Source organism: Streptomyces sp. NPDC086519 (assembly GCF_040686075.1).
GTDB lineage: Bacteria > Actinomycetota > Actinomycetes > Streptomycetales > Streptomycetaceae > Streptomyces > Streptomyces shenzhenensis.
Genome location: NZ_JBFBJL010000007.1, coordinates 195838 through 219915, shown reverse-complemented (window position 1 = coordinate 219915; position 24078 = coordinate 195838). Strand labels below are relative to the sequence as shown.

Below are 24078 nucleotides of genomic sequence, written 5' to 3'. Positions count from 1 at the left end.
ACGTACCGAGAGTACTTTAATGTCGTCGGCACAAGATACCTTCGGTACGTTAGTTAGTCGGGAGCCTGGCATGAGCGACAAGTGGACGACGGCGAACATTCCGGACCAGCGCGGACGGGTGGCCGTGGTGACCGGGGCCAACACCGGACTGGGGTACGAGACCGCCAAGGCGCTCGCCGAGCGCGGGGCGTCCGTGGTGCTCGCCGTGCGCAACGTCCAGAAGGGCGAGCAGGCCGCAGCCCGGATGACCGGCGACGTGACCGTGCAGGCGCTGGACCTGACCTCGCTCGACTCCGTCCGGACCGCGGCGGCGGCGCTGCGGTCCCGGCTCGACCGGCTCGACCTGCTGATCAACAACGCCGGCGTGATGTACACGCCGAAGCAGACCACCCGGGACGGCTTCGAGATGCAGTTCGGCACCAACCACCTCGGCCACTTCGCGCTCACCGGGCTGCTGCTGGACCTGATGCTGCCGGTGCCCGGCTCGCGCGTGGTGACGGTCAGCAGCACCGGCCACCGCATCCGGGCCGCGATCCACTTCGACGACATGCAGTGGGAGCGGTCGTACAGCCGGGTCGCCGCCTACGGTCAGTCCAAACTGGCCAACCTGATGTTCACGTACGAGTTGCAGCGCCGGCTCGCCACACACGGCACCACCGTCGCGGTGGCCGCGCACCCCGGCATGTCCAACACCGAGCTCGCTCGCAACACCCCCGCGGCCCTCCGGCTTCCGATCACCTGGCTCGCGCCGCTGATCACCCAGACGCCGGCGATGGGCGCGCTGCCGACCCTGCGCGCCGCCACCGACCCCGCCGCGCTCGGCGGCCAGTACTACGGTCCCGGCGGACGCAACGAGGTCAAGGGCCACCCCCGGCTGGTCACCTCCAGCCCGGAGTCGTACGAGGTGGCCGTCCAGCAGCGGCTGTGGGCCGTCTCCGAAGACCTCACCGGAGTGAAGTTCCCCGTCGTTCAGTCCAAGCAGAACTCGTTTCCCTCCGGATCGGCCATCACGATGTAGCCCGCGCCGGCAGGAGGCGCCGGGCCGGGTGCGGCACGTACGCCCTCGGGGCCCTTCGGAGACGTCCGCGGTGCCTTCGGACGCCGCCACCCGCACTTCAGTCATTCCGCTCCGAGCCGACCGTCGCCGTGATCACGGTCAGGTCGGAGAGGTCCGGCCCGCCGGGCCCTCGCGGGCAGGGTTCCGGCGGACCGGGGAGGCGGGCGGTTGCCGGGGCCCGGCAGACTCAGACGTGGTGGCGCCGACCCGCCTTCAGCTTGCCTATGAAAGCGGCCCAGGAGCCGGCCTCGAAGATCAGCGCGGGTCCGTCAGGGGTCTTGCTGTCACGGACGGGGACGGCGCCGGGGATTTCCTCGGCCACCTCCACGCAGTCGCCCCCCGCCTGATTGCTGTAGCTGCTCTTGCGCCAAGCGGCGCCGTTCAGATCGGGACGGAACTTTCGCGCCACGGTAGTTGCCCTCCATCACGGACCTGATCATGTCGAGTGACATGAGCGGGGGCAGGGCTGCCGCCCGCAGCCGATCGTAAATCACCTTGTAGCGCCCGACGTTGGGCGGTTCCTCGATGAGCTGGCCGTAGTCCGAGCCTTCCGTGTAGGCCACGTCCGAGCTGTCCGGAAGAGTGAGGATCGTCAGCGATCCGCCCATCGCCTCGTGTCCGCCCTGGTCGAAGGGCAGTACCTGCACAGTGATGTGACGTTCTGCCGCTCCGTCGAGCAATCGCTCCAACTGCTTCCGCATCACGTCAGGGCCGCCGATGGGACGTCTCAGTACCGCCTCGTCCAGAACCACCCAGAGCTCTGGCCGGTCGGGGGAACCGAGACGCTCCTGACGCCCCATCCGGGCGGTCAGGCGTTCTTGCAACTGCTCGTCGCCGTCGAGCAGCGCATCCAGGCTGAGGACCGCCCGCGCGTAGTCCTCGGTCTGCAACAGGCCGGGCACCACATGCGCCGCGTACTGCCGGATGACCACCGCCCGCTCCGAGTACGCCATGAACTGCCGCGACCAGTCCGGAAACGCCTCCCTGTACACGTACGGCCACAGCTCGACCAGCAACTCGTCCGCACCCAGCGCCGCGTCCAGCGCCCGCGCGAGCTCCCGTGTCGGTCTCGCCCCGGAGGCCCGCTCGATCTGGGTGATCCGGGTGCTCACCACGTGTACCGCGGCGCCGAGTTCGGCCTGGGTCAGGCCGGCGGCCGTACGCAGTCTCCGTACCCGCGAACCGAACAGCGCCGCCATCGACGTACTGGGGTCGATTCCGTTGGCCAAGGCGTCACTTCCATCCCTTACGAACCGAGAAGTAAGGCTGCGTCACCTTTCGAGCGTAGGGCGTCGGGACGACTCTTGGACACGGAACGTGATGTCTCGCGCACAGGGCGGGACATTCAGGCTCGACAGGCAAGGACGGGCAGGCAGTGCTGACAGCGATGGTCGAATCACACTCTTTCGCGGGGCAGTTCGCGTCCTCACCGCGGGGCGCCCGGCACGCTCGGCACCACGCCGTCCGTTGCCTGGAGGGGTGGGGATTTCCTCCGGCGTCGGACGCGTCGTCCACGGTCGCCCTCGTGGTCGGCGAACTCGCCGCGAACGCGGTGCGGCACGGCAGGGTGCCGGGGCGCGACTTCGGGCTGCGGCTCGCCCTCGACACCGCGGCGGGCCTGGTCCGTGTCGAGGTCGCGGACGCCGAATCCGGGAAGAGGCCGCCCGCCGCCGCGCCCTCGTCCTTTCCCGAGGGGGAGTCGGGCCGCGGTCTGCTCCTGGTGGACGCCCTGGCCCTGCGGTGGGGTGTGACGCCTCGTCACCCCGTGGGCAAGACGGTGTGGGCGCAGGTGCCCGTCGCCTCGCCGTGACCGGGGTGGCCGCCGGGTCCGGTCACGCCCGTCCGACCGTGTCCTGGTCCTCCACCGTGTCCTCCACCGTGGTCCCCTGCGTAGGGAGCGGGACCGGGAGCGGGACCGGGCGGTCGGCCGGGACGGGCTCCGTCGTCGCGCACCGTCGGGTCAGGCGGCGGGCCACCGGCTCGGTGTAGCGGGCGGTGAGGGGGCCGAGGATGACGAGGATGAGGACGTAGGCGGTGGCCAGGGGGCCCAGGGAGGGTTCGATGCCGGCGGTGACGGCGAGGCCGGCGATGACGATGGAGAACTCGCCGCGGGCGACCAGGGTGCCGCCGGCCCGCCAGCGGCCCTTGGCCGAGATCCCGGCGCGCCGCGCGGCCCAGTAGCCGGTGGCGATCTTCGTCAGCGCGGTGACGGCCGCCAGGCCGAGCGCGGGCAGCAGGACCGGCGGGATGCTCGACGGGTCGGTGTGCAGGCCGAAGAAGACGAAGAAGACGGCGGCGAACAGGTCGCGCAGGGGAGCGAGGAGGTGGTGGGCGCCCTCGGCCACCTCGCCGGAGAGGGCTATGCCGACCAGGAACGCGCCCACGGCTGCGGAGACCTGGAGTTTCTGCGCGATGCCCGCGACCAGGAGGGTCAGGCCCAGGACCACCAGGAGCAGCTTCTCGGGGTCGTCGCTGGAGACGAAGCGGGAGATGTGCCGGCCGTAGCGGACGGCGATCAGCAGGACCAGTCCGGCGGCCCCGAGCGCGACCGCCAGGGTGAGGCTGCCGGCCGCGAGGCCGACGCCGGCCAGCAGCGCGGTGATGATCGGCAGGTAGACGGCCATGGAGAGGTCCTCCAGGACCAGGATGCTCAGGATCACCGGCGTCTCCCGGTTGCCGAGCCGCCCCAGGTCCCCGAGGACCTTGGCGATGACACCGGAGGAGGAGATCCAGGTGACGCCGGCCAGCACCACGGCCGCCACCGGTCCCCAGCCCAGCAGCAGGGCCATCGCGGCGCCGGGCAGCGCGTTCAGTGCGGCGTCCACCAGGCCTGCCCGGTACTGCGTCCTGAGGTTGGAGACGAGATCGCTGGCCGTGTACTCCAGGCCGAGCATGAGGAGCAGGAGTACGACGCCGATCTCGGCGCCGATCGCGACGAACTCCTCGCTCGTGCCGAGCGGGTAGAGGCCGCCCTTGCCGAACGCGAGCCCGGCCAGCAGGTAGAGGGGAATGGGTGAGAAGCGGAGGCGCCCGGCGAGCCGGCCGAGCAGGCCGAGACCGAGGATGATCGCACCGAACTCGATCAGGAAGACGGCGGAGTCGTGCACGGCGGCCTCACTCCCGCCCGAGTATGGCGGCGGCCGCGTCGACGCCCTCACGGGTGCCGATCACGATGAGCGTGTCGCCGCCGGCGAGGCGGAAGCCGGGGGTGGGGGAGGGGACCGCCTCGGCGCGGCGCAGCACGGCGACGATGGACACGCCGGTCTCGGTCCGCATCCGCGTCTCGCCCAGCAGCCGGCCGTTCCAGTACGACGTGGCGGAGAGTTCGATCCGCTCGGCCACCAGCCCGAGGTCGGTGGTGGACAGCAGGTTCGGGCTGTGGTGGGTGGGCATCAGCGCGTCGATGAGGGCCGCCGCCTCCCCCGAGGACAGCCGCAGCGACAGGGCGCAGGCGTCGGGATCGTCCGGTTGGTAGGCGCTCAGAATCCGTGAACCGTCCCGGTGCGCGACCACGGACACCCGGCCCTGGGCCCGCGTGGCGAGGTCGTAACGGACCCCGATTCCCGGCAACGGCGTCCTGCTCAGGCGTGGAGCCCCCAAGGCTGTCTCCCCTGTCTCGTCGTCTCGTCCCGCTGGCTCTTTGCTCTTTCTTTGCCAACAGCCTAGCCTGGCGGGGGGGAGCCGGGGAGCGGGCCCGGAGGGCGGTCAGGAGGGGTAGGGGACGTAGCAGTCCAGGGCCGGGCGGTACAGCACGTGCCAGGTGCGGCCCTCGATCACGCCGCTGGCCGGCAGGCCGTGGCAGGTCTGGATCCACTCGATCTTCTTCTGCATGACCGTGCCGTAGACCCCGTCCAGGGCGAGCTTGGGCGGCTGTCCGCCCCACGCGTTGCTGAGGCACTGCGCCTGTCTGACCGCCGCTCCGGTCTCGCCGTACGCGAGCGTCGGCCGGTCGCCCGAGGCCACGTAGGAACAGTCCTGACCGGGGGCGGCCGCCGCGGTGTGCGGCACCGCCGGGCCCAGGGCGACGGCCGCGCCCAGTGCCGCGGCCGAGGTGAGAAGTAGGTTCCGTCTCATGCCCGCTCCTTCAAGAGCGACTCGACTTCTGCCCATGGTCGCGCGCGAGCGGCAGCACCCGCGACTCGAGCGGACGCGTGTCCGACGGCGGGGAGGCATCGGCGGGCCGCCGGCCGCGTACCGCGGTGAGCGTGCCGAGCAGGGCCATGGCCAGGCAGCCGAGCAGGACGACGGTGGACGACGCCTTCAGCATCGACAGCCCGGACCCGGTGAGCAGCACGACCAGGGCCCAGCGCACCGCGGCTCCCGAGACCCGGCTGGAGACGAGGGAGCCGACCACGACCCCCGGAACGGCGCCGATGAGGAGCGTCGCCGCGAGTCCCAGGTCGGCGTCGCCGACGAGCAGGTGGCCCAGGGCGGCGGCGGCCACCATGGGGACGGCCTGCACCAGGTCCGTGCCGACGAGGTGGTTGGCTTTGAGGCGCGGGTGGGCCAGCATCAGCATCACGATGATCAGGGAGCCCGAGCCGACCGAGGTCATCCCGACGATCACCCCGCCCGCCAGTCCGATGAGCAGCGTGGCCACGGGCCGTACGGGAACGTGGGCGTCCTCGCTGGTAGGGCTGGTAGGGCTGGTAGGGCTGGTAGCGCCGGTAGCGCCGTCCCCGTCGTCGGCGGTGGTGCGGCGGCGGTCGAGCCACATGCGGGCGAGCATGCCGACGACGGCCAGCATCAGCGCCGCACCGACGACGTACTTGACGCGCTGTTGCAGAGCGTCGCCGTCGCCGAGCGCGCGGAGCAGGAACACACCGCAGAAGGCGGCCGGGACGGCGGTCGGCAGCAGCCAGCGCACGATGTCCCAGCGCACGGTGCCCGCCCGCTGGTGGACCAGCGCGCCGAACGGCTTCATGAACACGGACGCGGCCAGGTCGCTGCCGATGGCCGCGGTGGGGTTCACCCCGAACACCATGACCATGATCGGCGTCATGAGCGCTCCGCCACCCATGCCGGTGAGCCCTACGGCGAAGCCGACGAGGGCGCCCGCGATGACGATCGGAACGGTGGAATCCATGGGGCGGCACCTTAGCCACCATTCCTATGGGAAACGTAGGGAACGGGAACGGTCCCGGGTTTCAGCGTCCCGAAGCCGTCCCGCCCGGCTGAAACCGCGCTGAAGCCCGGTTGAATCCCGGTGGCCGCACGCTCTGCGGCATGACGACGAACGCACCAGAACCCGAACCCGCACTCGCGATCGCGGCCACCGGGCTGCGCAAGGCCTACGGGGACAAGACCGTCCTCGACGGCATTGACATCCGCGTCCCCGCCGGCACGGTCTTCTCGCTCCTCGGGCCGAACGGCGCCGGCAAGACCACCGCGGTCAACATCCTGTCCACGCTCATCGCCGCCGACGGCGGCGAGGCCCGGATCGCCGGGCACGACCTCACCGCCGAGGCCCAGAAGGTACGGGCCGCGATCGGGGTCACCGGCCAGTTCTCCGCCGTGGACGGTCTGATCACCGGCGAGGAGAACATGCTCCTCATGGCCGACCTGCACCACCTGTCCAAGCGGGACGGACGGCAGGTCACCGCCGACCTGCTGGAGCGGTTCGACCTCACCGAGGCCGCGAAGAAGCCCGCCTCCACCTACTCCGGCGGCATGAAGCGCCGGCTGGACATCGCCATGACCCTGGTCGGCAGCCCGCGGATCATCTTCCTCGACGAGCCGACCACCGGCCTCGACCCGCGCTCCCGGCACACCATGTGGCAGATCATCCGCGAACTGGTCTCCGGCGGCACCACCGTCTTCCTCACCACCCAGTACCTGGAGGAGGCCGACCAGCTCGCCGACCGCATCGCGGTGCTCGACGGCGGCAGGCTCGTCGCCGAGGGCAGCGCCGAGGAGCTCAAGCGGCTCGTCCCGGGCGGCCACGTCCGGCTGCGGTTCTCCGACCCGGAGTCGTACGAGCAGGCGGCGACCGCGCTGCGCGAGGCCACCCGCGACGACCAGGCCCTCGTCCTGCAGATCCCCAGCGGCGGCACCCAGCGCGAGCTGCGCGCCATCCTCGACTGGCTCGACGCCGCCGACATCGAGGCCGACGAACTCTCGGTGCACACCCCCGACCTGGACGACGTGTTCTTCGCCCTGACCGCCACCACCGCCGGCGCCACTGCCACCACCGGCACCACCGGCAACCAGAACGCCGACAAGGAGACCGTCCGATGAGCACCGCCGGCTACGCCTTCCGCGACAACCTCACCATGCTGCGGCGCAACCTCCTGCACGCCCGCCGCTACCCCTCCCTCACCCTGAACCTCCTGCTCACCCCGGTCATCCTGCTGCTCCTGTTCGTGTACGTCTTCGGCAACGTGATGAGCGCCGGCATCACCGGCGGCCACGCCGACCGGTCCGAGTACGTCGCCTACCTCGTCCCCGGCATCCTCTTCCTGACCGTGGGCATGACCTCGCTCGGTACCGCCGTGGCCGTGTGCACCGACATGACCGAGGGCATCATGGCCCGGTTCCGCACGATGGCGATCTCCCGCGCCTCGGTGCTGACCGGCCACGTGATCGGCAGCGTGATCCAGACGATGGCGGCGCTGGTCCTGGTCCTGGGCATCGGACTCGCCATCGGGTTCCGGCCCGACGCGTCGCCGGTGGAGTGGCTCGCGGCGGCCGGCCTGATGGCCCTGGTCAGCCTCGCCATGACCTGGATCTCCGCCGGCATCGGCCTGATCAGCCCCAACCCCGAGGGCGCCAGCAACATCGGGACGCCGCTGGTGATGCTGCCGTTCCTGTCCAGCGCGTTCGTGCCGGTGGACGCCATGCCGGGCTGGTTCCGCTGGTTCGCCGAGTACCAGCCGTTCTCGCCCTTCATCGAGACCCTGCGCGGTCTGCTGCTGGGCAGCGGGATCGGCACGAAGAACGCGGTGCTGGCCCTCGGCTGGGGCGTCGCGCTGACCGTGCTCGGCTACCTGTGGTCCAAGGCGCGGTTCAGCCGTGAGCACCGGCAGTGAGCCCGTGCAGAGCCTGCCGGGCCGCCGCCCGCAACTGGTCCCGCCCCAGGGCCGCGTACTCCGACCTCGCGTCGGCGTACGCGGCCCGGTCCGCGTTCTCGGCCGCCTGCCGGGACCGGGCCGAGGAGAGGGTCGGCAGGTCCCGCATCACCGGCAGCACCGCCGCCAGCGCCAGCAGCCGTACCCCCGTGGTGTCGCCCCGGGCCAGCCCCGCGTAGCCGAGCGCGAGCAGCACCGAGCCGTAGACCGGCAGTTCCAGCAGGTCCCCGGCGGCGGGGTCGTCACCGGACAGCATCCCGAGCAGCCGGTCCCGCAGGTGTCCGGCCAGCCCGGCCACCGGTTCCAGCCGGTCGTGCTGCGCGTGCGCGGCGAGCGCGGCCGCCTGCACCTGGAGGGACCAGGAGCCGAGGAACGGATCGTCCGCGGCCAGCGCACCGGCCTCCCGGATCCCGGCCGCCGCCTGCCGCCAGAGGCCGAGACCGACCTCGGTCAGCCCGCGGGCCAGCGCGATCTCCGCCCGGGCCTGTAGCAGCTCGGGGCTGAAGGCCTGGGCGGACTCCGGCTGCGGGTCCGGGGCGGCGCGGCCCAGCCAGTACTCCGCCTCCGCGACCTCCCCGCGCTGCAGACAGGCGGACGCCAGCCCGTAGCGGACCCCGATCGCGTCCAACCAGGTACCGGCCTCACTGAGCGCGTCGGCGGCCCGGAGATGCTCGTACGCCTCCGCACCGCGCTCCGTCTTGAGGCACAGCTCGCCGATCCGGCCATGGCTGAGCAGCATCGTGATGGGGTTGCCGAGCGGCGCCACCGCGGCCAGCATCCGCCGGGCGTAGTGGAGCGCGCGTTCCGTCTCGTACGCGGATTCCCACAGGTAGCTGGCGACGCCCGCCGCGAGGCCCGCGAGCAGCGGCTCGTCGGCGTCGCACAGCTCCTCCAGCCGCGCGTACTGCGGCGGGTGCATGTCCGGGACCGCGCACAGCACGGCGGCCAGGGCCCGCGGCACGGTGTCCGCCGGGGCGGGCGGCAGGCGGCGCAGCGTGACGAGCTGGCGTACGGCGTGCGGGCCGTAGCCCATGAAGAGGCCGGCCGCGCACACCGCCGCCGCGCTCCGGGCCGTCTCCACGTCGTCGGAACGCTCCGGTCCCGGGCGGAAATGGGACAGCGGCCCGCCCGTCTCGGCGGCGAGGGTGACGAACCGGGTGTAGCTGTTGCCGACGGACCACAGGGAGGCCAGTACGGCGGTGACGGCGGCGGTGGCCGGGCCGTCGGCGCGGGCCAGGGCGTACCGCAGCGCGAGGACGAGGTTGTCCTGCTCGGCACGGATGCGGTCGAAGGCGGCCGACGCGTCGGTGCCGTACATCCCGGCGTGGTGGGCCCGCCCGAAGTCCCGGGCCCAGGCGAGGAACCGGCCCGTCACGGCCTCGGTCTCCCCCGCCTCCTCCCGTCGGGCGGCGCCGAACTCCCGCAGCGTCTCCAGCATGTGGAAGCGCACCCCGGCAGGGCTCTCCCCCACCTTGATCAGGGACTGGCCGGCCAGCTGCTCCAGCAGGTCCATCGCGTCCCCGTCCCCGTCCCCGTCCCGGTCCCTGTCCCCGGTGTCGGTGTCGATGCCCGTGTCGCCCAGCACGTACTCCGCCGCGGTCACGTCGAAGCCGCCGGGGAACACCGACAGCGCGCGGAGCGCCGCCCTTCCCTCGGGTTCCAGCAGGTTCCAGCTCCACTCGACCACGGCCCGCAGCGTGCGGTGCCGTTCGGGGGCGTCCCGGGCGCCACCGCGCAGCAGCGCGAAACGGTCCCGCAGCCGGTGCGCGATGTCGGCCACGGAGAGCACCCGGACCCGGGCCGCGGCCAGTTCCACGGCCAGCGGCAGCCCGTCCAGATGACGGCAGATCTCGGCGACCCGGTCGGCCGGCAGGTCCACACCGGGCCGCGCGGCCCGCGCCCGCTGCGTGAAGAGCTCGACGGAGGTCGCCAGGGACAGCTCCGGCAGGGTGTACACCGACTCCGAGGTCAGGCCGAGCGGGGCCCGGCTGGTGGCCAGCACCCGCAGCTCCTTCGACCGTGACACCAGCGCCTGGACGAGGGCGGACGCGGCGGCGATCACGTGCTCGCAGTTGTCAAGGACCAGCAGCGCGGGGCCGGGCCCCAGCGCGGCGACGACGGCGCTCACCGTGTCCTTGCCCCCGCCCGGGAGCTGGCGGCCCTCACCGCCGCCGACGGCCGAGGCGACCTCGTCCGCCACGTCGTCGTGGGTGACACCGGCCAGGGTGACGAAGTGGACGACGGGCTGTTCGGCCGCCCGGCTCACCGCGTGCGAGAGGCGGGTCTTGCCGAGCCCGCCCGGACCGACGACGGTGACCACCCGGGCGCCGCGCAGCAGCCCGGCCACGGCGGCGATGTCGGTGTCCCGCCCCAGCAGCGGGTTCGGGTCGTGCGGCACCCCGTGCCGGACCGGCGCCGCGTCCGCACTCAGCAACTCCTGGTGCACGGCCCGCAGTTCGGCCCCCGGATCACTTCCCAGCTCGTCCCGGAGGCGGCGCCGGTAGCCGTCGTACCGGGCCAGCGCCGCGGCCCGCCCGGCGCCGGCGGCCTCACAGCGCAGCAGCTCCGCCAGCACCTCCTCGTCCCGGGGCAGCTCCCGGTGCAGCTCGGCCAGCGGCGCGGTGGCTTCCGCCCGCCGTTCCAGCCGGGCGAGCGCGAGGGCGTGGGAGCGCACCAGCGCCCGGTACGCCCGCACCCGCCCGGCCCGCAGCGCCACCACCGGGTCGTGCAGTTCCTCGTCCGCCCCGGCGGCCACGCTCCCGTCCCACAGCGCCAGCCCCGCGGCGGCCCGCGCCAGGGAGCCTTCGTGGTCCCCGGCCCGGGCGCGTTCGGCGGCGGCCGCCTCGTGCACAAGGAGCGCGGAGCTGTCGATCCGGGTCTCGTCCAGCCCCAGCCGGTAGCCCGTCGGCGTGCTCAGGATCAGCTCGGCGCCCAGCTGCGACCTGAGCCGGGAGACCAGGACCTGCACCGCCTTGCCCGGCCGCTCCGGCAGCTCGTCCGGCCACAGCCCCTCCACCAGCCGCCCGGTGCTGCAACCGGTGCGCGGATCCTGCGCGAGCAGCGCCAGCAGCCCGCGCAGCCGGGGCGCGGTGATCTCCCGTCCACGGCAGGCGACTCGGGGCAGCAGGGTCAGCTCGGGGGGCTCGGCGGTCTCGGTGGTCACCCGTGCAGACTAGGCGTGTTCAGGCAGCGCCCTGAAGGGGCGCGGGGCTGTGCCTGGTCGGTTGGCCGCGGGAGACCGGGCGTACGTGCTTTTCAAGGTCGGGGCGCGGCTCCGGCGAAGGTCCGCTCGAAGGCCGCGGAGGCGGCTTCCTCGCGCCACTGGACGGCCGCCTTCGGGCTCGCGCCGATCAGCCGCCGGCACTCCGCGCCCGGCGGACGGCCGCTGCCGGGGAGCCGTCCGGCGCAGGCGGCGACCGGACGGTAGCCGTCGCGGACGGGGTCGCCCCGCCACAGGCTCCGGCCGGGCAGGAAGGCGTACTGCACGGAGGCGCGGGCCAGGTCCTTGAGCTCCGGGTACGTCAGGCCGTAGGTCTCGGCGGCGTACTGGTACGCGTGGCTGATGTCGGTGCGCGAGACACCGGGGTCGTCGGTGGCCAGGACGACCGGCACCCCGTACGCCCGGTAGGTGTCGAAGGGGTGGGCGGCGCCGCGCACCCCGAGGATCTGCGCGTTGCTGGTGAAGGGCACCTCCACGGCGATCCGCCGGGCGGCCATCGTCCGGGCCGTGCGCTGCCAGTCGTTCTCGTGACGGAGGTCGACGCCGTGCCCGACGCGCTCGGCACCGGCGATGTCCACGGCCTGCCGGATGTGGAACCGCAGGTCCTCGGGCGGGACCAGCCCCGGCCGCAACTCGCCCGCGTGCAGGGTGACGCGGGCTTTCGGATAGACCGTGTGCAGGAACCTCACCATGCGCATCTGGAGGGTGTAGTCGGCCAGCGCGGTGGACCCGTCCTCGGGCTGGACGAGATTGACGGCGAGGAAACGGGGATCGCGCTCGGCGAGCCGCATGCCGAGGGCCAGTTCGGTGAAGACGCGTTCGCGGGACTCGCCGCGGAAGGCCTGGTAGACGAAGCGCACGGTGAGCCGGCAGCCGGGGCGGGGGCGATCGGTGCCGCAGCGGGCGGCGGCCCGGAACCCGGCGTCGGTGGCGTCCGTCGCCCTGCGCGCCGCCGCGACCACCCCGTCGAGCCGGCCGCCCTCGACGAGCCGGGCGTGCAGGGCGGCGAGGTCGGGGTCCCAGCCGACCTCGTCGGCGAGTCGTCCGGCGCGGTCCGAGGCCGGGTTGACCATGGTCTCCAGATAGAACTGGTGCTGCGCCGCGACCGAGTCGGCGACCTCGGCGAGCACCTTGCCGGGGTGCAGCGCGGGCACCAGCCCGAACTTGTCGAACGTGGCGAAGAAATGGTCGTGGCCGCTGCGGTCAGGCGGGAACTCGTCCATGGACCAGGCCCGTAGGACCGCAGCGCGGAAGCCGGGGTCGGTGCGGGCGTCGGCGGCTGGCCGGGTGCCGGGGCCGCAGGGCGGTACGACGGCGGTCAGCGTCGCCGTGTCGACACACAGGCCGTCCCCGGCGGCGAGCGCGATCAGGTACTCGGTCCTGACCGCGCCGAAGAGGTGGTTGTGCAGGTCGCCGCCCTTGGGCAGCTTCAGGAAGAACCCGCGCAGCGCCCGGGGGTCGTTCGGGGCCGCCGTCCGCAACGACGTCAGGTACGCGTCGGTGCGGGCTTCGGCGTCCGTCACCGGGCGGGGGACGGCGCGGGGCCGGGGGAGCGCGGCCGCGGGCGGCGCGGCCGACAGACAGGTCAGCAGGGTCAGCAGGCAGCAGCAGAGCAGGGGCAGGGTGGCGGCGAGGGGGCGGTCGCGGGGGGTGCGGTGGGGAGCGGCTGCGACGGCGGGCGCCGTGCGGCGGGGGTGGCCGGCGGTGCGAGCGCCGTCGTAGGTCGTCACGGACCGATGATCATCAAGTCGGCCTGGTCACGGCCGGACAGCCACGCGGCACGCACGCAGAGCCACCCGGGCGGGCTCAGGGGCGGTGCTCGCCGTGCAGGTGCCCGTGCCCGTCTCCGTGCCCGTCTCCGTGCTCGTGCCCCTCCTGTTGGTCCCCGCCGTCGTCGGGCGAACCGCCCATCATCCGCAGCATCGCCGGGCCGCCGGTGCGCAGGAACCGTACGACCAGCGCGGCGGCCAGCAGCAGGAAGGCGATGTTGAGCCAGGTGGTGTAGTTCCAGCTGATCCCCTCGTCGGGGATCTTCGCGTCGGCCTGGTCGGGGACCAGCCCGAGGCCCCCGAAGAGGAGCTCCACGGCGTAGCCGGCGGTCACCATCGAGGCGTAGAAGGTGCCCAGCAGGAACGCGGTCATCCGGGCGCCGTAGTACTTCCGGTAGATGTTGAGGATCGGCAGGATCAGCAGGTCGGCGTAGATGAAGGCGATGACGCCGCCGAAGCTGATGCCGCCCTTCCAGAGGACCACGGCCAGCGGCACGTTGCCGATGGAGCAGACGAACGAGGCGATGGCCACCAGCGGTCCGATCAGCGGCCCGGTCAGCTTGGCCGCGAGCGGATGGCCGGTCAGGAAGAGGCTCTGCCAGAAGTCGTCCGGCACCCAGGCGGCGATCGCCCCGGCGATCAGCAGCCCCGCCACCAGGTCGCGCAGGATCGCCGCCCACTCCATGACGAAGATGTGGGAGACGGACGTGAACCCGTTCCGGGAGAGCAGCCGGCGGACGAAACCGCCCTCGCCGCCCACGGACATGTCCATCGCCGCGTGCCCTTCCATGGAGCCCGCCACTCCGCGCTCGGCCTGTTCCCGCGCCCGGCGCAGCAGCCGCTCCCGCAGCAGCACCCGGAACAGCACGGCGAGGACGACGATCATGATCGGGCCGCCGACGAACTCCGCGGCGGTGAACTGCCAGCCCATCAGCAGGGCGAGGATCACGCCCAGTTCGATCACGAGGTTGGTGGAGGCGATCTCGAAGGCCATGGCCGCGGTGAAGTCGGCGCCCTTGCGGAACAGCGAGCGGGCGAGCGCGACGGCGGCGTAGGAACAGGACGAGGAGGCGGCGCCGAGCCCCGCGGACAGCGCGAGCGTACGGGGCCGGTCGTCCCCGAGCAGCCGTACGACCGTCTCCCGGCGCACCACGGCCTGCACGATCGCGGAGAGCGTGAAGCCGAGGATCAGCGCCCAGGTGATCTCCCAGGTCATCGACCCGGCGATGGAGAGCGCGTGCCCGACCGCATCCATGGTGTCCACCCTTCACAGCCGACCATGATTATTAGTTTATATACCCCCGGAGGGTATAAGCCCAGTGGCCTCGCGGCATCCGCGTGGGCATCCCGTCATCCGGCTGCTCTCCGAACTCGGTGTGCACGGCGGCCGACTGCTGCCCGTCGGCCTCGCGGCGACGCTCGCCGCGGCCCTCGCCTCGTACGCCCTCGTCGAACGGCCCCTGCTGCGCGCCGCGGCCGCGTCCGCGTGCGCCGGCCGGAACCGGCTGTCGCCACCGCGGGAAACACCAGCCCGGCGGCCGGTGTCCGGGGAGCGGGGAGCGGGGAGCGGGGAGTGTGAGCTGATCCGGGACGTGAAAGGGCCGCGGATACTTCCGGGATCACACACTGTGCGGTGGTCGCCGCGGTGTCACCCTTGCGCGTGCGGCACACGAAGCGTGGCCGTCGGGGGATCTGTAGAGGCGGGCGAACGCAGTGGGGGACTTTCTGGGGGCGGTCACGGCATTTCCGACCGTGGTCTTCACCTTCGCGCTCGTCGTGGTGGCGGTCTACTGGCTGCTGGTGCTCCTGGGGGGCGCCCACTTCCACGGGGCGCGCGGAGGACATCACGGCCACGGGCACGGCCAGGGGCACGGGGGGCGCCATGGCCACGGGGGACTGCAGAAGGTGCTGGGTCTGGGCGGGGTGCCGATCACCGTGGCGGTGTCGCTGGTGGTCGCCTTCGCCTGGTTCGGCGCGCTCAGCGGCCGGGTGGTGTTCGGCAGCGGCCACGGGGGAGTCCTGCTGGCGGCCGCCCTGGTCGGCGGGTGGGCGGGAGCGCGGGTGCTGGCGTGGCCGCTGCGGCGGCTGATGCCTGCCCCCGCCCCGCCGCCGTCGCGCCGGGACTTCGTCGGTCTCGGCTGTGTGATCCGCACCGGACGGGTCGGCCCCGACTTCGGGCAGGCCGAGGTCCACGCGGCCGACGGTTCCTCCGCCGTCGTCCAGGTCCGGCAGAGCCTCGACGACGCGGCAGGGCCGGGTGGCGTGCTCCGTGCCGGGGCATCGGCACTCATCTACGACTACGACGACGCGGACGAGTACTTCTGGGTCATGCCCGCCGTGCCGGCCACCGGCTGACGCGACCGCGCCCCGCGCTCGTCCGGGCGTTCGGCACGCCCGTCGTTCACTCATCCATCCACGGCAAGGTCGTCCAAGGGAACAGCCATGTCTGTCGTCACTGTCGGAATCGGCGTGCTCGTCGCCGTCCTGCTGCTCATCGGCCTGGGCACGTTGCTGCTCTTCGGCCGGCTGTTTCGCAAGGTGGTCCAGGGCGAGGCGCTGATCGTCTCCCGGCCCAAGAACGTCGACGTCACCTTCACCGGTGCCCTGGTGCTGCCGATGGTGCACCGGGCGGAGGTCATGGACATCTCGGTGAAGACCATCGAGATCTCCCGCACCGGGCGGGAGGGCATGATCTGCAAGGACAACATCCGCGCCGACATCCAGATCACGTTCTTCGTCCGGGTCAACAAGACGGTGGAGGACGTCATCAAGGTGGCCCAGGCGATCGGCACGGAGCGGGCCAGCCATCAGGAGACCCTCCAGAACCTGTTCAGCGCGAAGTTCGCCGAGGCGCTGCGGACGGTGGGCAAACAGCTCGACTTCGCCGACCTCTACACCAAGCGCGAGGAGTTCAGAGACCGCATCGTCGCGGCCATCGGTACCGACTTGAACGGCTACCACCTGGAGGACGCCGCGATCGACCACCTGGAGCAGACCCCGCTGGGGCAGCTCGACGCGTCCAACATCCTGGACGCCCAGGGCATCCGGAAGATCACCGAACTGACGGCGCTGGAGCACATCCGCACCAACGACTTCCAGCGCAACGAGGAGATGGAGATCACGCGCCAGAACGTGGACGCGCGCGAGGCCGTGCTGGAGCTGGAACGGCGGCGCGCGGAGGCGGAGATCCGGCAGCGCAAGGGCATCGAGACCCTGCGCGCGCAGGAGGAGGCGGCCACCGCGCAGGTCCAGGAGGAGGAGCGGCTCAAGGCGCACAGCGCGCTGCTGCGGACCGAGGAACTGCTCGGCGTCCAGCGGGAGAACCAGGTGCGGGAGATCGCGGTCGCCGAGAAGAACCGGGAGCGGGTCCTCGCGGTGGAGAGCGAGCGCATCGAGAAGGACCGGCTGCTGGAGGTCGTCAACCGGGAGCGGGAGGTGGACCTCGCCAGGGCGGAGAAGGAGCGGCAGGTCGAGGTGGAGCGCCGGAGCGTGGCCGACGTGGTGCGCGAGCGCGTCGCGGTGGATCGCACGGTCGCCGAGCAGGAGGAGGAGATCAAGCGGGTCCGGGTCGTCCAGGAGGCCGAGCGTACCCGGCAGACCGTGATCATCGCCGCCGAGGCGGAGGCGCAGGAGCAGCTGGTCAAGGACATCAAGGCGGCCGAGGCCGCCGAGCAGGCCGCGCACCTGCGGGCGAAGGAGCAACTGGTGCTGGCCGAGGCCGCGCAGAAGCGCGCGGAGCTGGAGGCCGCCGCCAACGTGCGCCGGGCGGAGGGCGAGCGCGCCCTGGCCGGGGCGGCCGGCCTGGCCCAGGCCGAGGTGGCGGAGCGGCAGGCCATGGCCGAGGCGGCCGGCGTGCGGGCCCGGCTGGAGGGCGAGGCCGCGGGCCTGAAGGAGAAGGCGGAGGCCGTCGAGAAGGTCGGGCTCGCCGAGGCCGCGGTCGCGGAGAGCAAGGCGAACGCGGAGGCCGCGGGCATTCGGGAGCGGTTGCTGGGCGAGGCCGCCGGTCTCAAGGAGAAGGCGGCGGCGATGGCCGCGCTGGACGAGGTGTCCCGGTCCCACGAGGAGTTCCGGCTGCGTCTGGCCGCGGACAAGGAGGTCCGGATGGCCGAGCTGGAGGTCCGGAGCAAGGTGGCCGAGGCCCAGGCGGCGGTGCTGGCCGCCGGACTGGAGAGCGCGGACATCGACATCGTCGGCGGCGACAGCGTGTTCCTGGAGCGGCTGGTCGGTGCGGTGTCCTTCGGCAAGGCCGTCGACGGCGCGGTGCGGGGCTCTGAGACGGTGCAGGCCCTCGGGGCGGACTGGCTGAACGGCGAGAAGAGCTTCAGCGGCGACGCGACGGAGGTGCTGCGCTCACTGGCGGCCGGCGGTCCGTGGAACCTGGCCCTGCTGATGAAGCTGCTCGGCGGCCAGGCGGACGGCGGCACCGTCCCGGCCGACCCGGTGCAGCTCGCCAACGGTTCAGCCGCATAGCGCGGGACGAAGGCGGCCCCGAAGAGGGCCGCAGTGATGTGCGGCTACCACGGCGCGGGCGCGACCGGCCACGACGAGGCCGCGGGCGAGCGACGGCGCGACGCGGCCAGGAGGAACGGGGAAGGCAACCATGGGCGTCGAGGACGGCACCTACCAGATCCTGCGGGCACGGCTCGCCGACCGGGCGGCGGAACTCGGCCGGCGGGCGGCCTCGCTGAACTCCCGTCGGCAGGAGGCGTTCGGCTCCCGCCCGCTGGACCTGGCGGGCTCGGCCCGGCCGCGCACCGAGGGCGCGGGCACCGCGTGCGGCGTGGTCGCCGTACGGCCCGACGTCCTCCTGCTGGGGACCTCGGCGCCCGACCTCGACGCCGGCCTGCTGTCGCTGCACACGCCGGACGGCTCGGCCCTGGGGCCCGAGAAGGTCCCCGGCCTGCTCGACGACGAACGGTTCCACCGCGACCTGGCCGAGCTGCTGCGCTACTACCGGGACGCGCACCTGACCGACCTGAGGCGTACGGCGTCGGGACGGCTGCTCGCCGTGTTCCGCACCGGCGGGAACGAGGGTGATCTGCGCGTCCTGAGCTGGCAGTTGAGGGCGGACCGGGTCGAGTACCTGGGCAACCACGGTGAACGCGACCTGCCGCGGCCGCCCGTCTCCGAGCTGCCGTGGACGACGACCGGACGCGAGCACCACGCGGACGGACGGATCCTGATCGACGGCGGCGAGGGCGCGGTCTCGGTCGCCACCACCGGCGGCAGCCTCACGGTCCGGGCGCGTCCCGGCGACCGGCTGCTGTTCCAGGAAGCGGTCGACGAGCCGCTACAGAGTCTGGCCGACGCCACGGTCGCCTACGCGGCGACCGGACCCCTGCTGCTCCTGCGGATCCGCCCCTACAACGAACCGGCGGACCGCTACCTGGTCGTCAACACCCGTACCGGTTCGGTGCGTCGTCATGACTCCCTCGGCCGCGGCGCCAGGCTGCTGCCCGCCGAGCAGGGCCTGATCTTCCCCGGTGGCTACGAGCTGGCGGACGGCAGCCATCGGGCGTTCCGAATCGGCGGTGGTGGTGGCGGTGCGTCCGGTGCGTCAGGTGCCGGCGGTGCGGGCGGTGCGGGCGGTGCGTCAGGTGCGGGCGGTGCGGGCGCCGGTTCCGCGGCCGACGGGTCCGGCGCGGACGAGCTGCGCTTCGACGCGGTGCTCCCCTCGCCCAACGGCGAGGACCTGCTCTACGTCCTGCGCCGGCCGGGCCGTGCCGAGGTCCTGCTGCTGCCGTGGAACACCGTCCGCCGCGAGGCCGCGAGCGCCCTGCACGGCGCGGCGCACGCCCTGCTGCCGGACGGCACCCTCGTCCTGCTCAGAGCGGACCCCGAGCCGGTGCGCACGCACGAACTCCAGCTGTGGCACACCCCTTTCCAGTCCGCCGACCACGCCGCCGCCCAGCCGGTCGGGGACGGCCCGCTGGCCCGGATCGGCAACGCCGACCTGGTCGCGGGCATCGCCGACTGCCTCGACGTGGTCCGCAGCGCGACCGCCGCCGCGGCCACGCAGGAGAACCCGACGCCGGCCTCCCCGGAGCTGATCCTCGACGCCTGCGCCAGGGCAGCGGACCGCCACTACTGGCTGGCCGACACCGGCCTGCTCGAACCGCTCGACGAACTGCGCGCCACCGCCCAGCAGTTGGTCGCCGAACAGGCCAGAGTCCGGCAACTCGCCGCCCGCGCGGCGCAGGCTCTGGACCATGCGCGTGCCGAGGCCGCCGCGCTCGTCCGCCGCTCCCACGGCGAACCGCCCGCCGACGCGGACGCCTGGACCGCACTCCTCGCCGAACTGCGCCGGGCCCAGGGCCGCACCCGCACCTTGCGCGAACTGCCCCAGCTCGACCTGGCCGCCCTGGACCGGGTCGAGGCGGACCTGGCCGCCGAGCTCGCGGCGGCGACCGAGCGCGCCTTCGCCTTCTTCGCCGGTCCCGACGCCTTCGCCGCCCCCCTCGCCGCCGCCCGGCTCGCGGCCGGGGAAGCCGCCTCGATCGCCACCGCCGCCGAGGCCACGCGGCTCGCCGACCGCCTCACCGAGCAGGCGGACGCCCTGGCCACCGTGACCGACCTGGTCACCGGCGCGGCCGATGCCGACCCGAGCGCGGGAACGGCCGTCCTGCTGGCCATCGGTGAGGTCCTGGCCGCGGTCAACCGTGCCCGGGCGGTGCTGACCGCCCGCCGCCGCGCCCTGCTCGATGCCGAGCACCGCGCCGCGCATGCCGCGGAGACGGCGCTGCTGGCCCAGGCGACGACCGCCGCCCTGTCCGCCGCCGACACCCCGGCCGCCTGCGACGACCAGCTTGCCCGACTGCTGCTGCGGGTGGACGCGCTGGAGGCCCGCTTCGCCGAGGCCGAGGACCTCGCCGCCGACCTGGCGCTGCGCCGGGAGGAGATCCGGCAGGCGTTCGCCGTCCGGCGCCAGACCCTGCTGGACGAGGCCGCCGCCCGCGCCGACCGGGTCGCCGCCTCCGCCGGGCGGGCCCTTCGGGCGCTGAGCCGCAGGCTCGCCGGGCTCGGCTCGGCGGCCGACGTGCACGCGGCGCAGGCCGCCGACCCGATGGCGCTGCGCATCCGCGCCGCCGCCGGGGAACTGCGCGACCTCGACGAGCGGGTGCGCGCCCAGGAACTGGAGGACGGCCTGCTCGGTGCCGTCCGTACCGCCCTGCGCGAGCTGCGCGACCGGGCCGACCTGTCCGAGGACGGCGGCGCCACCGTTCGGCTGGGGCGCCACCGCTTCGCCGTCCGCCGTGAACCGGTGGAACTCACCCTCCAGCCGGACGGCGACTCGCTGGCCTTCGTCGTCACCGGGACCGGCTACCGCCGGTCCGCCGACCTCCCGGAGCTGCTGACCGGCCGGGAGTTCTGGACGCAACCCCTGGTGAGCGAGTCACCGACGCTCTACCGGGCCGAGTACCTGGCCGCCGCCCTGCTGTCCACGACCACGGCCACCGCCGCCGACGAACCCCTCCTCGACCAGGTCCGCCGCGCGGCCGAGCGGGGCTACGACGAGGGGTACGAACGTGGCGTCCACGACCAGGACGCCACGGCCATCCTCGGCGCGCTGCTACGACTGCGCGCGGGTGCGGGGCTGTTGCGGCACCCCGCCGAGGTGCGCGCCACCGCCCAGCTGTTCTGGGCCTGCGGCGCGACCGACGCCCAGCGGGCCGCCTGGCAGCGCCGCGCCCGCTCCCTGGCCCTGGCCCGAGCCCGCTTCGGCCCCGACGGCGCGGCGCCGACGACCGCGGCGTCCGGGCCGGTGACCGTAGCGTCCGGGCCGGTGACCGCGGCGTCCAGGCCGGTGGCCGCGGCGGCCGGGCCGACGACCGCCATGGCCGAGCTGGCGGCCGAACTCACCGACGCGGTCGCCGCGTTCGCCGCCGCCACCGGACTGCCCCCGGCGCCATGGGCGGGCGACTACCTCCAAGAGGAACTGGCCGACCCGCACGAGGGATTCGCCACCGGCGTCGCCGCACGCACCCTCCTGGACGGCTTCCACCACACCGACGCCGCCCCCCTCCTCACCGCGGACCTGGGCGCGCTCGGCGCCGACCTGCCCGCGCGGCACCAGCTCGCCGGGGCCTGGCTGGGCTCGTACGCGGCCACGCACGCGGACGGCACCGACGGCGAGGGGGTGCCGGAGGCCGTGGCGCACCTGTGCGCGCCCGATCTGCCGCGGTACGAGATCACCGCGCCCGTCGGCGAGACCGTCGACGGCCTCCTCGGCACCCACCCCCGCGTCCGCGACGGCCGACTGACCGTCCGCATCGACCAACTGCCTTACCAAGCAAGGGTGTTCAGAGAAGAACGCGCTCCGGCGTTCCGGGCCTTCCAGCGCCGGCGCGCGGACGTCCTGGCCGCCGAGCGGGCCCGGCTGCGCCTGGACGACCACCGCCCCCGCCCGCTCGCCGGCTTCGTCCGCAACCAGCTCATCGACCAGGTGTATCTCCCGCTCGTCGGCGACAACCTGGCCAAGCAGCTCGGCACGCTCGACAGCACCGGCCCCGCCGACCGCAGCGGCCTGCTGCTGCTCCTGTCCCCGCCCGGCTACGGCAAGACGACCCTGCTGGAATACGTCGCCGACCGCCTCGGCCTGCTCATGGTCCGCGTCGACGGCCCCGCGCTCGGCGCCGCCACCACCTCACTCGACCCCGGCCAGGCCCCCGACGCGGCCGCCCGCCGCGAGGTCGAGAAGATCGTGTTCGCCCTGGAGGCGGGCAGCAACGTCCTGCTGCACGTGGACGACATCCAGCACGTCTGCGCGGAACTGCTCCAGAAGTTCATCCCGCTGTGCGACGCGCAGCGCCGCGTCGAGGCCGTCAGCGACGGTGTCGCCCGCAGCTTCGACCTGCGCGGGCGCCGATTCGCCGTCTGCCTCGCGGGAAACCCCCACACCGCGAGCGGGCAGCGCTTCCAGATCCCCGACATGCTCGCCAACCGCGCCGACGTCTGGAACCTCGGCGAGGTGCTCACCGGCCACCAGGAGCTGTTCGCCCTCTCCTTCCTGGAGAACGCCCTCGCCGCCAACCCGGTGCTGGCCCCCCTCGCCGGAGCCGACCCGGCCGACCTCGCCCTGCTGTCCGCCCTCGCCGACGGCGACCCGGGCGCCCAGGCCGACCAACTCGCCCACCCGGTGCAGGACCTGGACCGGGTGCTGGCCACGCTCACCCGGTTGCGCCGGGTCCAGCGGACCGTCCTGGCCGTCAACAGCGCCTACATCGCCTCCGCCGCCCAGTCGGACACCGACCGCCTCGAACCGCCGTTCCTGCTCCAGGGCTCCTACCGCACCATGGCCCAGCTCGCCGCCCGGGTCGACCCGGTCCAGAGCGACGCCGAGGTCGAGGCCCTGCTCGACGACCACTACCTCGCCGAGGCGCGGACCCTCGGCAGTGCCGCCGAGGCCAACCTGCTCAAACTCGCCCGGCTGCGCGGCCGGGCCACCCCCGAGCAGACGGCCCGCTGGCACGCGTTGTGCGCCGCCTACCCGCCCGCCGTCCACCGCTCCGCGGACTGATCCGGCCACCCCAGCAGCCGCGCACCGAACACCGCCGTCTCCAGGGTGTAGCGCTGGAGCGCGTCGTCCGGATCCAAGCCCGTGATCCGGACGACGTGCGCGATGCGGTACGCGAGGGCGCGCACACTCAGCCCGAGCCGCCGCGCCGCCTCCGCCGCGATGTAGCGCGACTCCGCGTAGGCGGTCAGGGTCTCCAACAGCGGCCGCGCCCCTCCGCGCGCCTTCTGCAACGGGCCCAGCACCGAGTGCACCAGCTCCGCCAGTGCCTCCCGGTCCCGTAGCAGCACCGGCAGCACCAGCAGGTCGGCCGCGTTCAGCAACTGGCCGTCCAGCCCCAGCTGGGCCGCCTGCTCCAACGCGTGCCGCGCCTCCTCGTAGGAGCGCACGACACCGCCGGGTCCGCTGTGCGGACGGCCCACCACGACCCGTCGGCCCTGTGTCAGCTCCGTGAAGGCCTTGATCGCGGCGGCCTCGGCCGGGCCGGCGGGCACGATGCACACCAGCCGCCCGTGCTTGACCGCCAGCAGGACCTCCTCCTCGCCGAAGCGGCCGAGCAACTGCCGCTCCAGGGCCCGCACCTGGGGGTCCTCCAGGTCGTAGCCGTCGCCCTCGGCGACCGCGACGACGTGCGCGCACGCCAGGTTGAGCCCGAACCGCTCGGCGTGCTCGGCCAGCCGGCCCAGGTCGCTGCGGCTGCTCAGCAGGTCCGCCACGAACTCCCGCCGCCCGGCCTCCTCCCGGCGCAGCCGCTCCCGGTAGGCCCGGCCGTGCCCCGTGGCGAGCGCGGCCACCGCCGCCCGCAGCGCCGTCATCGACGCGGCGTCCACCGGCTGCCCCTCCCAGACCCTGCCGGTCGCCGCCAGCCGCTCGTCGACCAGCTCGGCAAGACCGCGCCCCTCCTCGGCGGCCCGGTCGCCGTATGCGCGCAGCGACTCCAGCTCGGCGCGCCGCAGCCGCCGTCCGCTGCTGGCCACATCCTCCAGCAACCGCTCCCACGAACCGTCCCCGGCCGCGGCGGACAAGCCCGAGACCGCTCTGCCCGTAGCCAACTCCCGCTTCCTCCCCCGCACACTGCGACAGCGACCTGCCAGCGTACGCCGCACCACGGACACACCACACCTGAGGCCGCGCCTTCCCGACCTCCGTCGGCCCCCCACCGGCCAGCCGCCACGCCCCGCGCGGGCGGCCGCACCGGGTGGTGGGAACGCACCGCGGTCGCCGCGCCCGGACCGGGCCCGAACGTCGGGCTCGGCGGGGCGGCCGTCGCCGGCCGTCGCCGACACGGCCGGCTCGGCCTGGGGCGTCGCCGCCGTGCGGGCCGTCCGGCCTGGCCCGGCCTGGCCCTGCCCTGCCCGGCCCGGCCCTGTCCGGCCCTGCCCTGCCCGAACTCGCCCGGGCCCGGGCCGAACGGCGAGCTCGGCCTGGGCCGTCGTCGGCACGGGGCCGGC

At 73.7% G+C, this 24078-nt stretch carries 17 protein-coding genes; 7 read left to right on the top strand and 10 right to left on the bottom strand.

What is annotated here, in order from left to right; genetic code table 11:
* Window positions 1-70 precede the first annotated feature (70 nt).
* A complete protein-coding gene (locus AB0P24_RS10045) occupies window positions 71-1018 on the top strand; it encodes an SDR family NAD(P)-dependent oxidoreductase (protein WP_365792074.1) in 948 nt (315 codons plus the stop codon).
* A gap of 226 nt (window positions 1019-1244) precedes the next feature.
* On the opposite strand, the gene AB0P24_RS10040 is transcribed toward AB0P24_RS10045, so the two are convergent.
* Together AB0P24_RS10040 and AB0P24_RS10035 are read right to left on the bottom strand one after the other, a co-directional pair.
* Window positions 1245-1379 carry a DUF397 domain-containing protein gene (locus AB0P24_RS10040; protein ID WP_365792072.1) on the bottom strand — a complete coding sequence of 45 codons (135 nt, stop codon included), beginning with the start codon at window positions 1377-1379 and terminating at the stop codon, window positions 1245-1247.
* Window positions 1342-2256, bottom strand: a complete 915-nt coding sequence (locus AB0P24_RS10035) for a helix-turn-helix transcriptional regulator (RefSeq protein ID WP_365792107.1) — start codon at window positions 2254-2256, stop codon at window positions 1342-1344. The genes AB0P24_RS10040 and AB0P24_RS10035 overlap by 38 nt, the downstream gene beginning before the upstream one ends.
* A 188-nt stretch (window positions 2257-2444) precedes the next feature.
* Here AB0P24_RS10035 and AB0P24_RS10030 point away from each other — a divergent pair, with 188 nt between their 5' ends.
* Window positions 2445-2867, top strand: a complete 423-nt coding sequence (locus AB0P24_RS10030; RefSeq protein ID WP_365792070.1) for an ATP-binding protein — start codon at window positions 2445-2447, stop codon at window positions 2865-2867.
* Between the two features lie 22 nt (window positions 2868-2889).
* Here the strand turns inward: AB0P24_RS10030 and AB0P24_RS10025 are convergent, their stop codons facing one another.
* From AB0P24_RS10025 to AB0P24_RS10010, 4 genes are all read right to left on the bottom strand, one after another.
* Entirely contained in the window at window positions 2890-4164 is a 1275-nt protein-coding gene (locus tag AB0P24_RS10025) for a cation:proton antiporter (RefSeq protein WP_365792068.1), read from the bottom strand.
* A 7-nt stretch (window positions 4165-4171) separates the two neighbouring features.
* Window positions 4172-4657: a TrkA C-terminal domain-containing protein gene (locus tag AB0P24_RS10020; protein WP_365792066.1), complete on the bottom strand. Its 486-nt coding sequence runs from the start codon at window positions 4655-4657 to the stop codon at window positions 4172-4174.
* A 105-nt stretch (window positions 4658-4762) separates the two neighbouring features.
* The gene (locus AB0P24_RS10015) at window positions 4763-5131 is read right to left on the bottom strand and encodes a peptidoglycan-binding domain-containing protein (RefSeq protein WP_365792064.1); all 369 of its coding nucleotides are present in this window, start codon (window positions 5129-5131) and stop codon (window positions 4763-4765) included.
* Between the two features lie 10 nt (window positions 5132-5141).
* On the bottom strand, window positions 5142-6143 hold the full coding sequence (locus AB0P24_RS10010; RefSeq protein WP_365792062.1) for a sulfite exporter TauE/SafE family protein: 1002 nt from the start codon (window positions 6141-6143) through the stop codon (window positions 5142-5144).
* Between the two features lie 140 nt (window positions 6144-6283).
* Here AB0P24_RS10010 and AB0P24_RS10005 point away from each other — a divergent pair, with 140 nt between their 5' ends.
* Complete coding sequence (locus tag AB0P24_RS10005) at window positions 6284-7294, top strand: ATP-binding cassette domain-containing protein (RefSeq protein WP_365792060.1); 1011 nt, start codon at window positions 6284-6286, stop codon at window positions 7292-7294.
* Window positions 7291-8085, top strand: a complete 795-nt coding sequence (locus AB0P24_RS10000; protein WP_365792058.1) for an ABC transporter permease — start codon at window positions 7291-7293, stop codon at window positions 8083-8085. Before AB0P24_RS10005 ends, AB0P24_RS10000 begins: the two co-directional genes overlap by 4 nt.
* On the opposite strand, the gene AB0P24_RS09995 is transcribed toward AB0P24_RS10000, so the two are convergent.
* From AB0P24_RS09995 to AB0P24_RS09985, 3 genes are all read right to left on the bottom strand, one after another.
* The gene (locus AB0P24_RS09995) at window positions 8063-11287 is read right to left on the bottom strand and encodes a BTAD domain-containing putative transcriptional regulator (RefSeq protein WP_365792057.1); all 3225 of its coding nucleotides are present in this window, start codon (window positions 11285-11287) and stop codon (window positions 8063-8065) included. The two genes, AB0P24_RS10000 and AB0P24_RS09995, sit on opposite strands and share 23 nt — an antisense overlap.
* Before the next feature lie 92 nt (window positions 11288-11379).
* Entirely contained in the window at window positions 11380-12966 is a 1587-nt protein-coding gene (locus AB0P24_RS09990; RefSeq protein ID WP_365792105.1) for an adenosine deaminase, read from the bottom strand.
* A 184-nt stretch (window positions 12967-13150) separates the two neighbouring features.
* Window positions 13151-14368, bottom strand: coding sequence for a permease (locus tag AB0P24_RS09985; protein WP_365792103.1), 1218 nt, complete (start codon window positions 14366-14368; stop codon window positions 13151-13153).
* A 458-nt stretch (window positions 14369-14826) separates the two neighbouring features.
* On the opposite strand from AB0P24_RS09985, the gene AB0P24_RS09980 reads away from it, so the two are divergent.
* From AB0P24_RS09980 to AB0P24_RS09970, 3 genes are all read left to right on the top strand, one after another.
* A complete protein-coding gene (locus AB0P24_RS09980) occupies window positions 14827-15468 on the top strand; it encodes a hypothetical protein (protein WP_365792055.1) in 642 nt (213 codons plus the stop codon).
* An 87-nt stretch (window positions 15469-15555) separates the two neighbouring features.
* Window positions 15556-17583: an SPFH domain-containing protein gene (locus tag AB0P24_RS09975; protein ID WP_365792053.1), complete on the top strand. Its 2028-nt coding sequence runs from the start codon at window positions 15556-15558 to the stop codon at window positions 17581-17583.
* A 130-nt stretch (window positions 17584-17713) separates the two neighbouring features.
* Window positions 17714-22630: a DNA repair ATPase gene (locus AB0P24_RS09970; RefSeq protein WP_365792052.1), complete on the top strand. Its 4917-nt coding sequence runs from the start codon at window positions 17714-17716 to the stop codon at window positions 22628-22630.
* Here AB0P24_RS09970 and AB0P24_RS09965 read toward each other — a convergent pair.
* Window positions 22597-23679, bottom strand: coding sequence for a helix-turn-helix domain-containing protein (locus AB0P24_RS09965; RefSeq protein WP_365792050.1), 1083 nt, complete (start codon window positions 23677-23679; stop codon window positions 22597-22599). The genes AB0P24_RS09970 and AB0P24_RS09965 overlap by 34 nt on opposite strands.
* Window positions 23680-24078 lie beyond the last annotated feature (399 nt).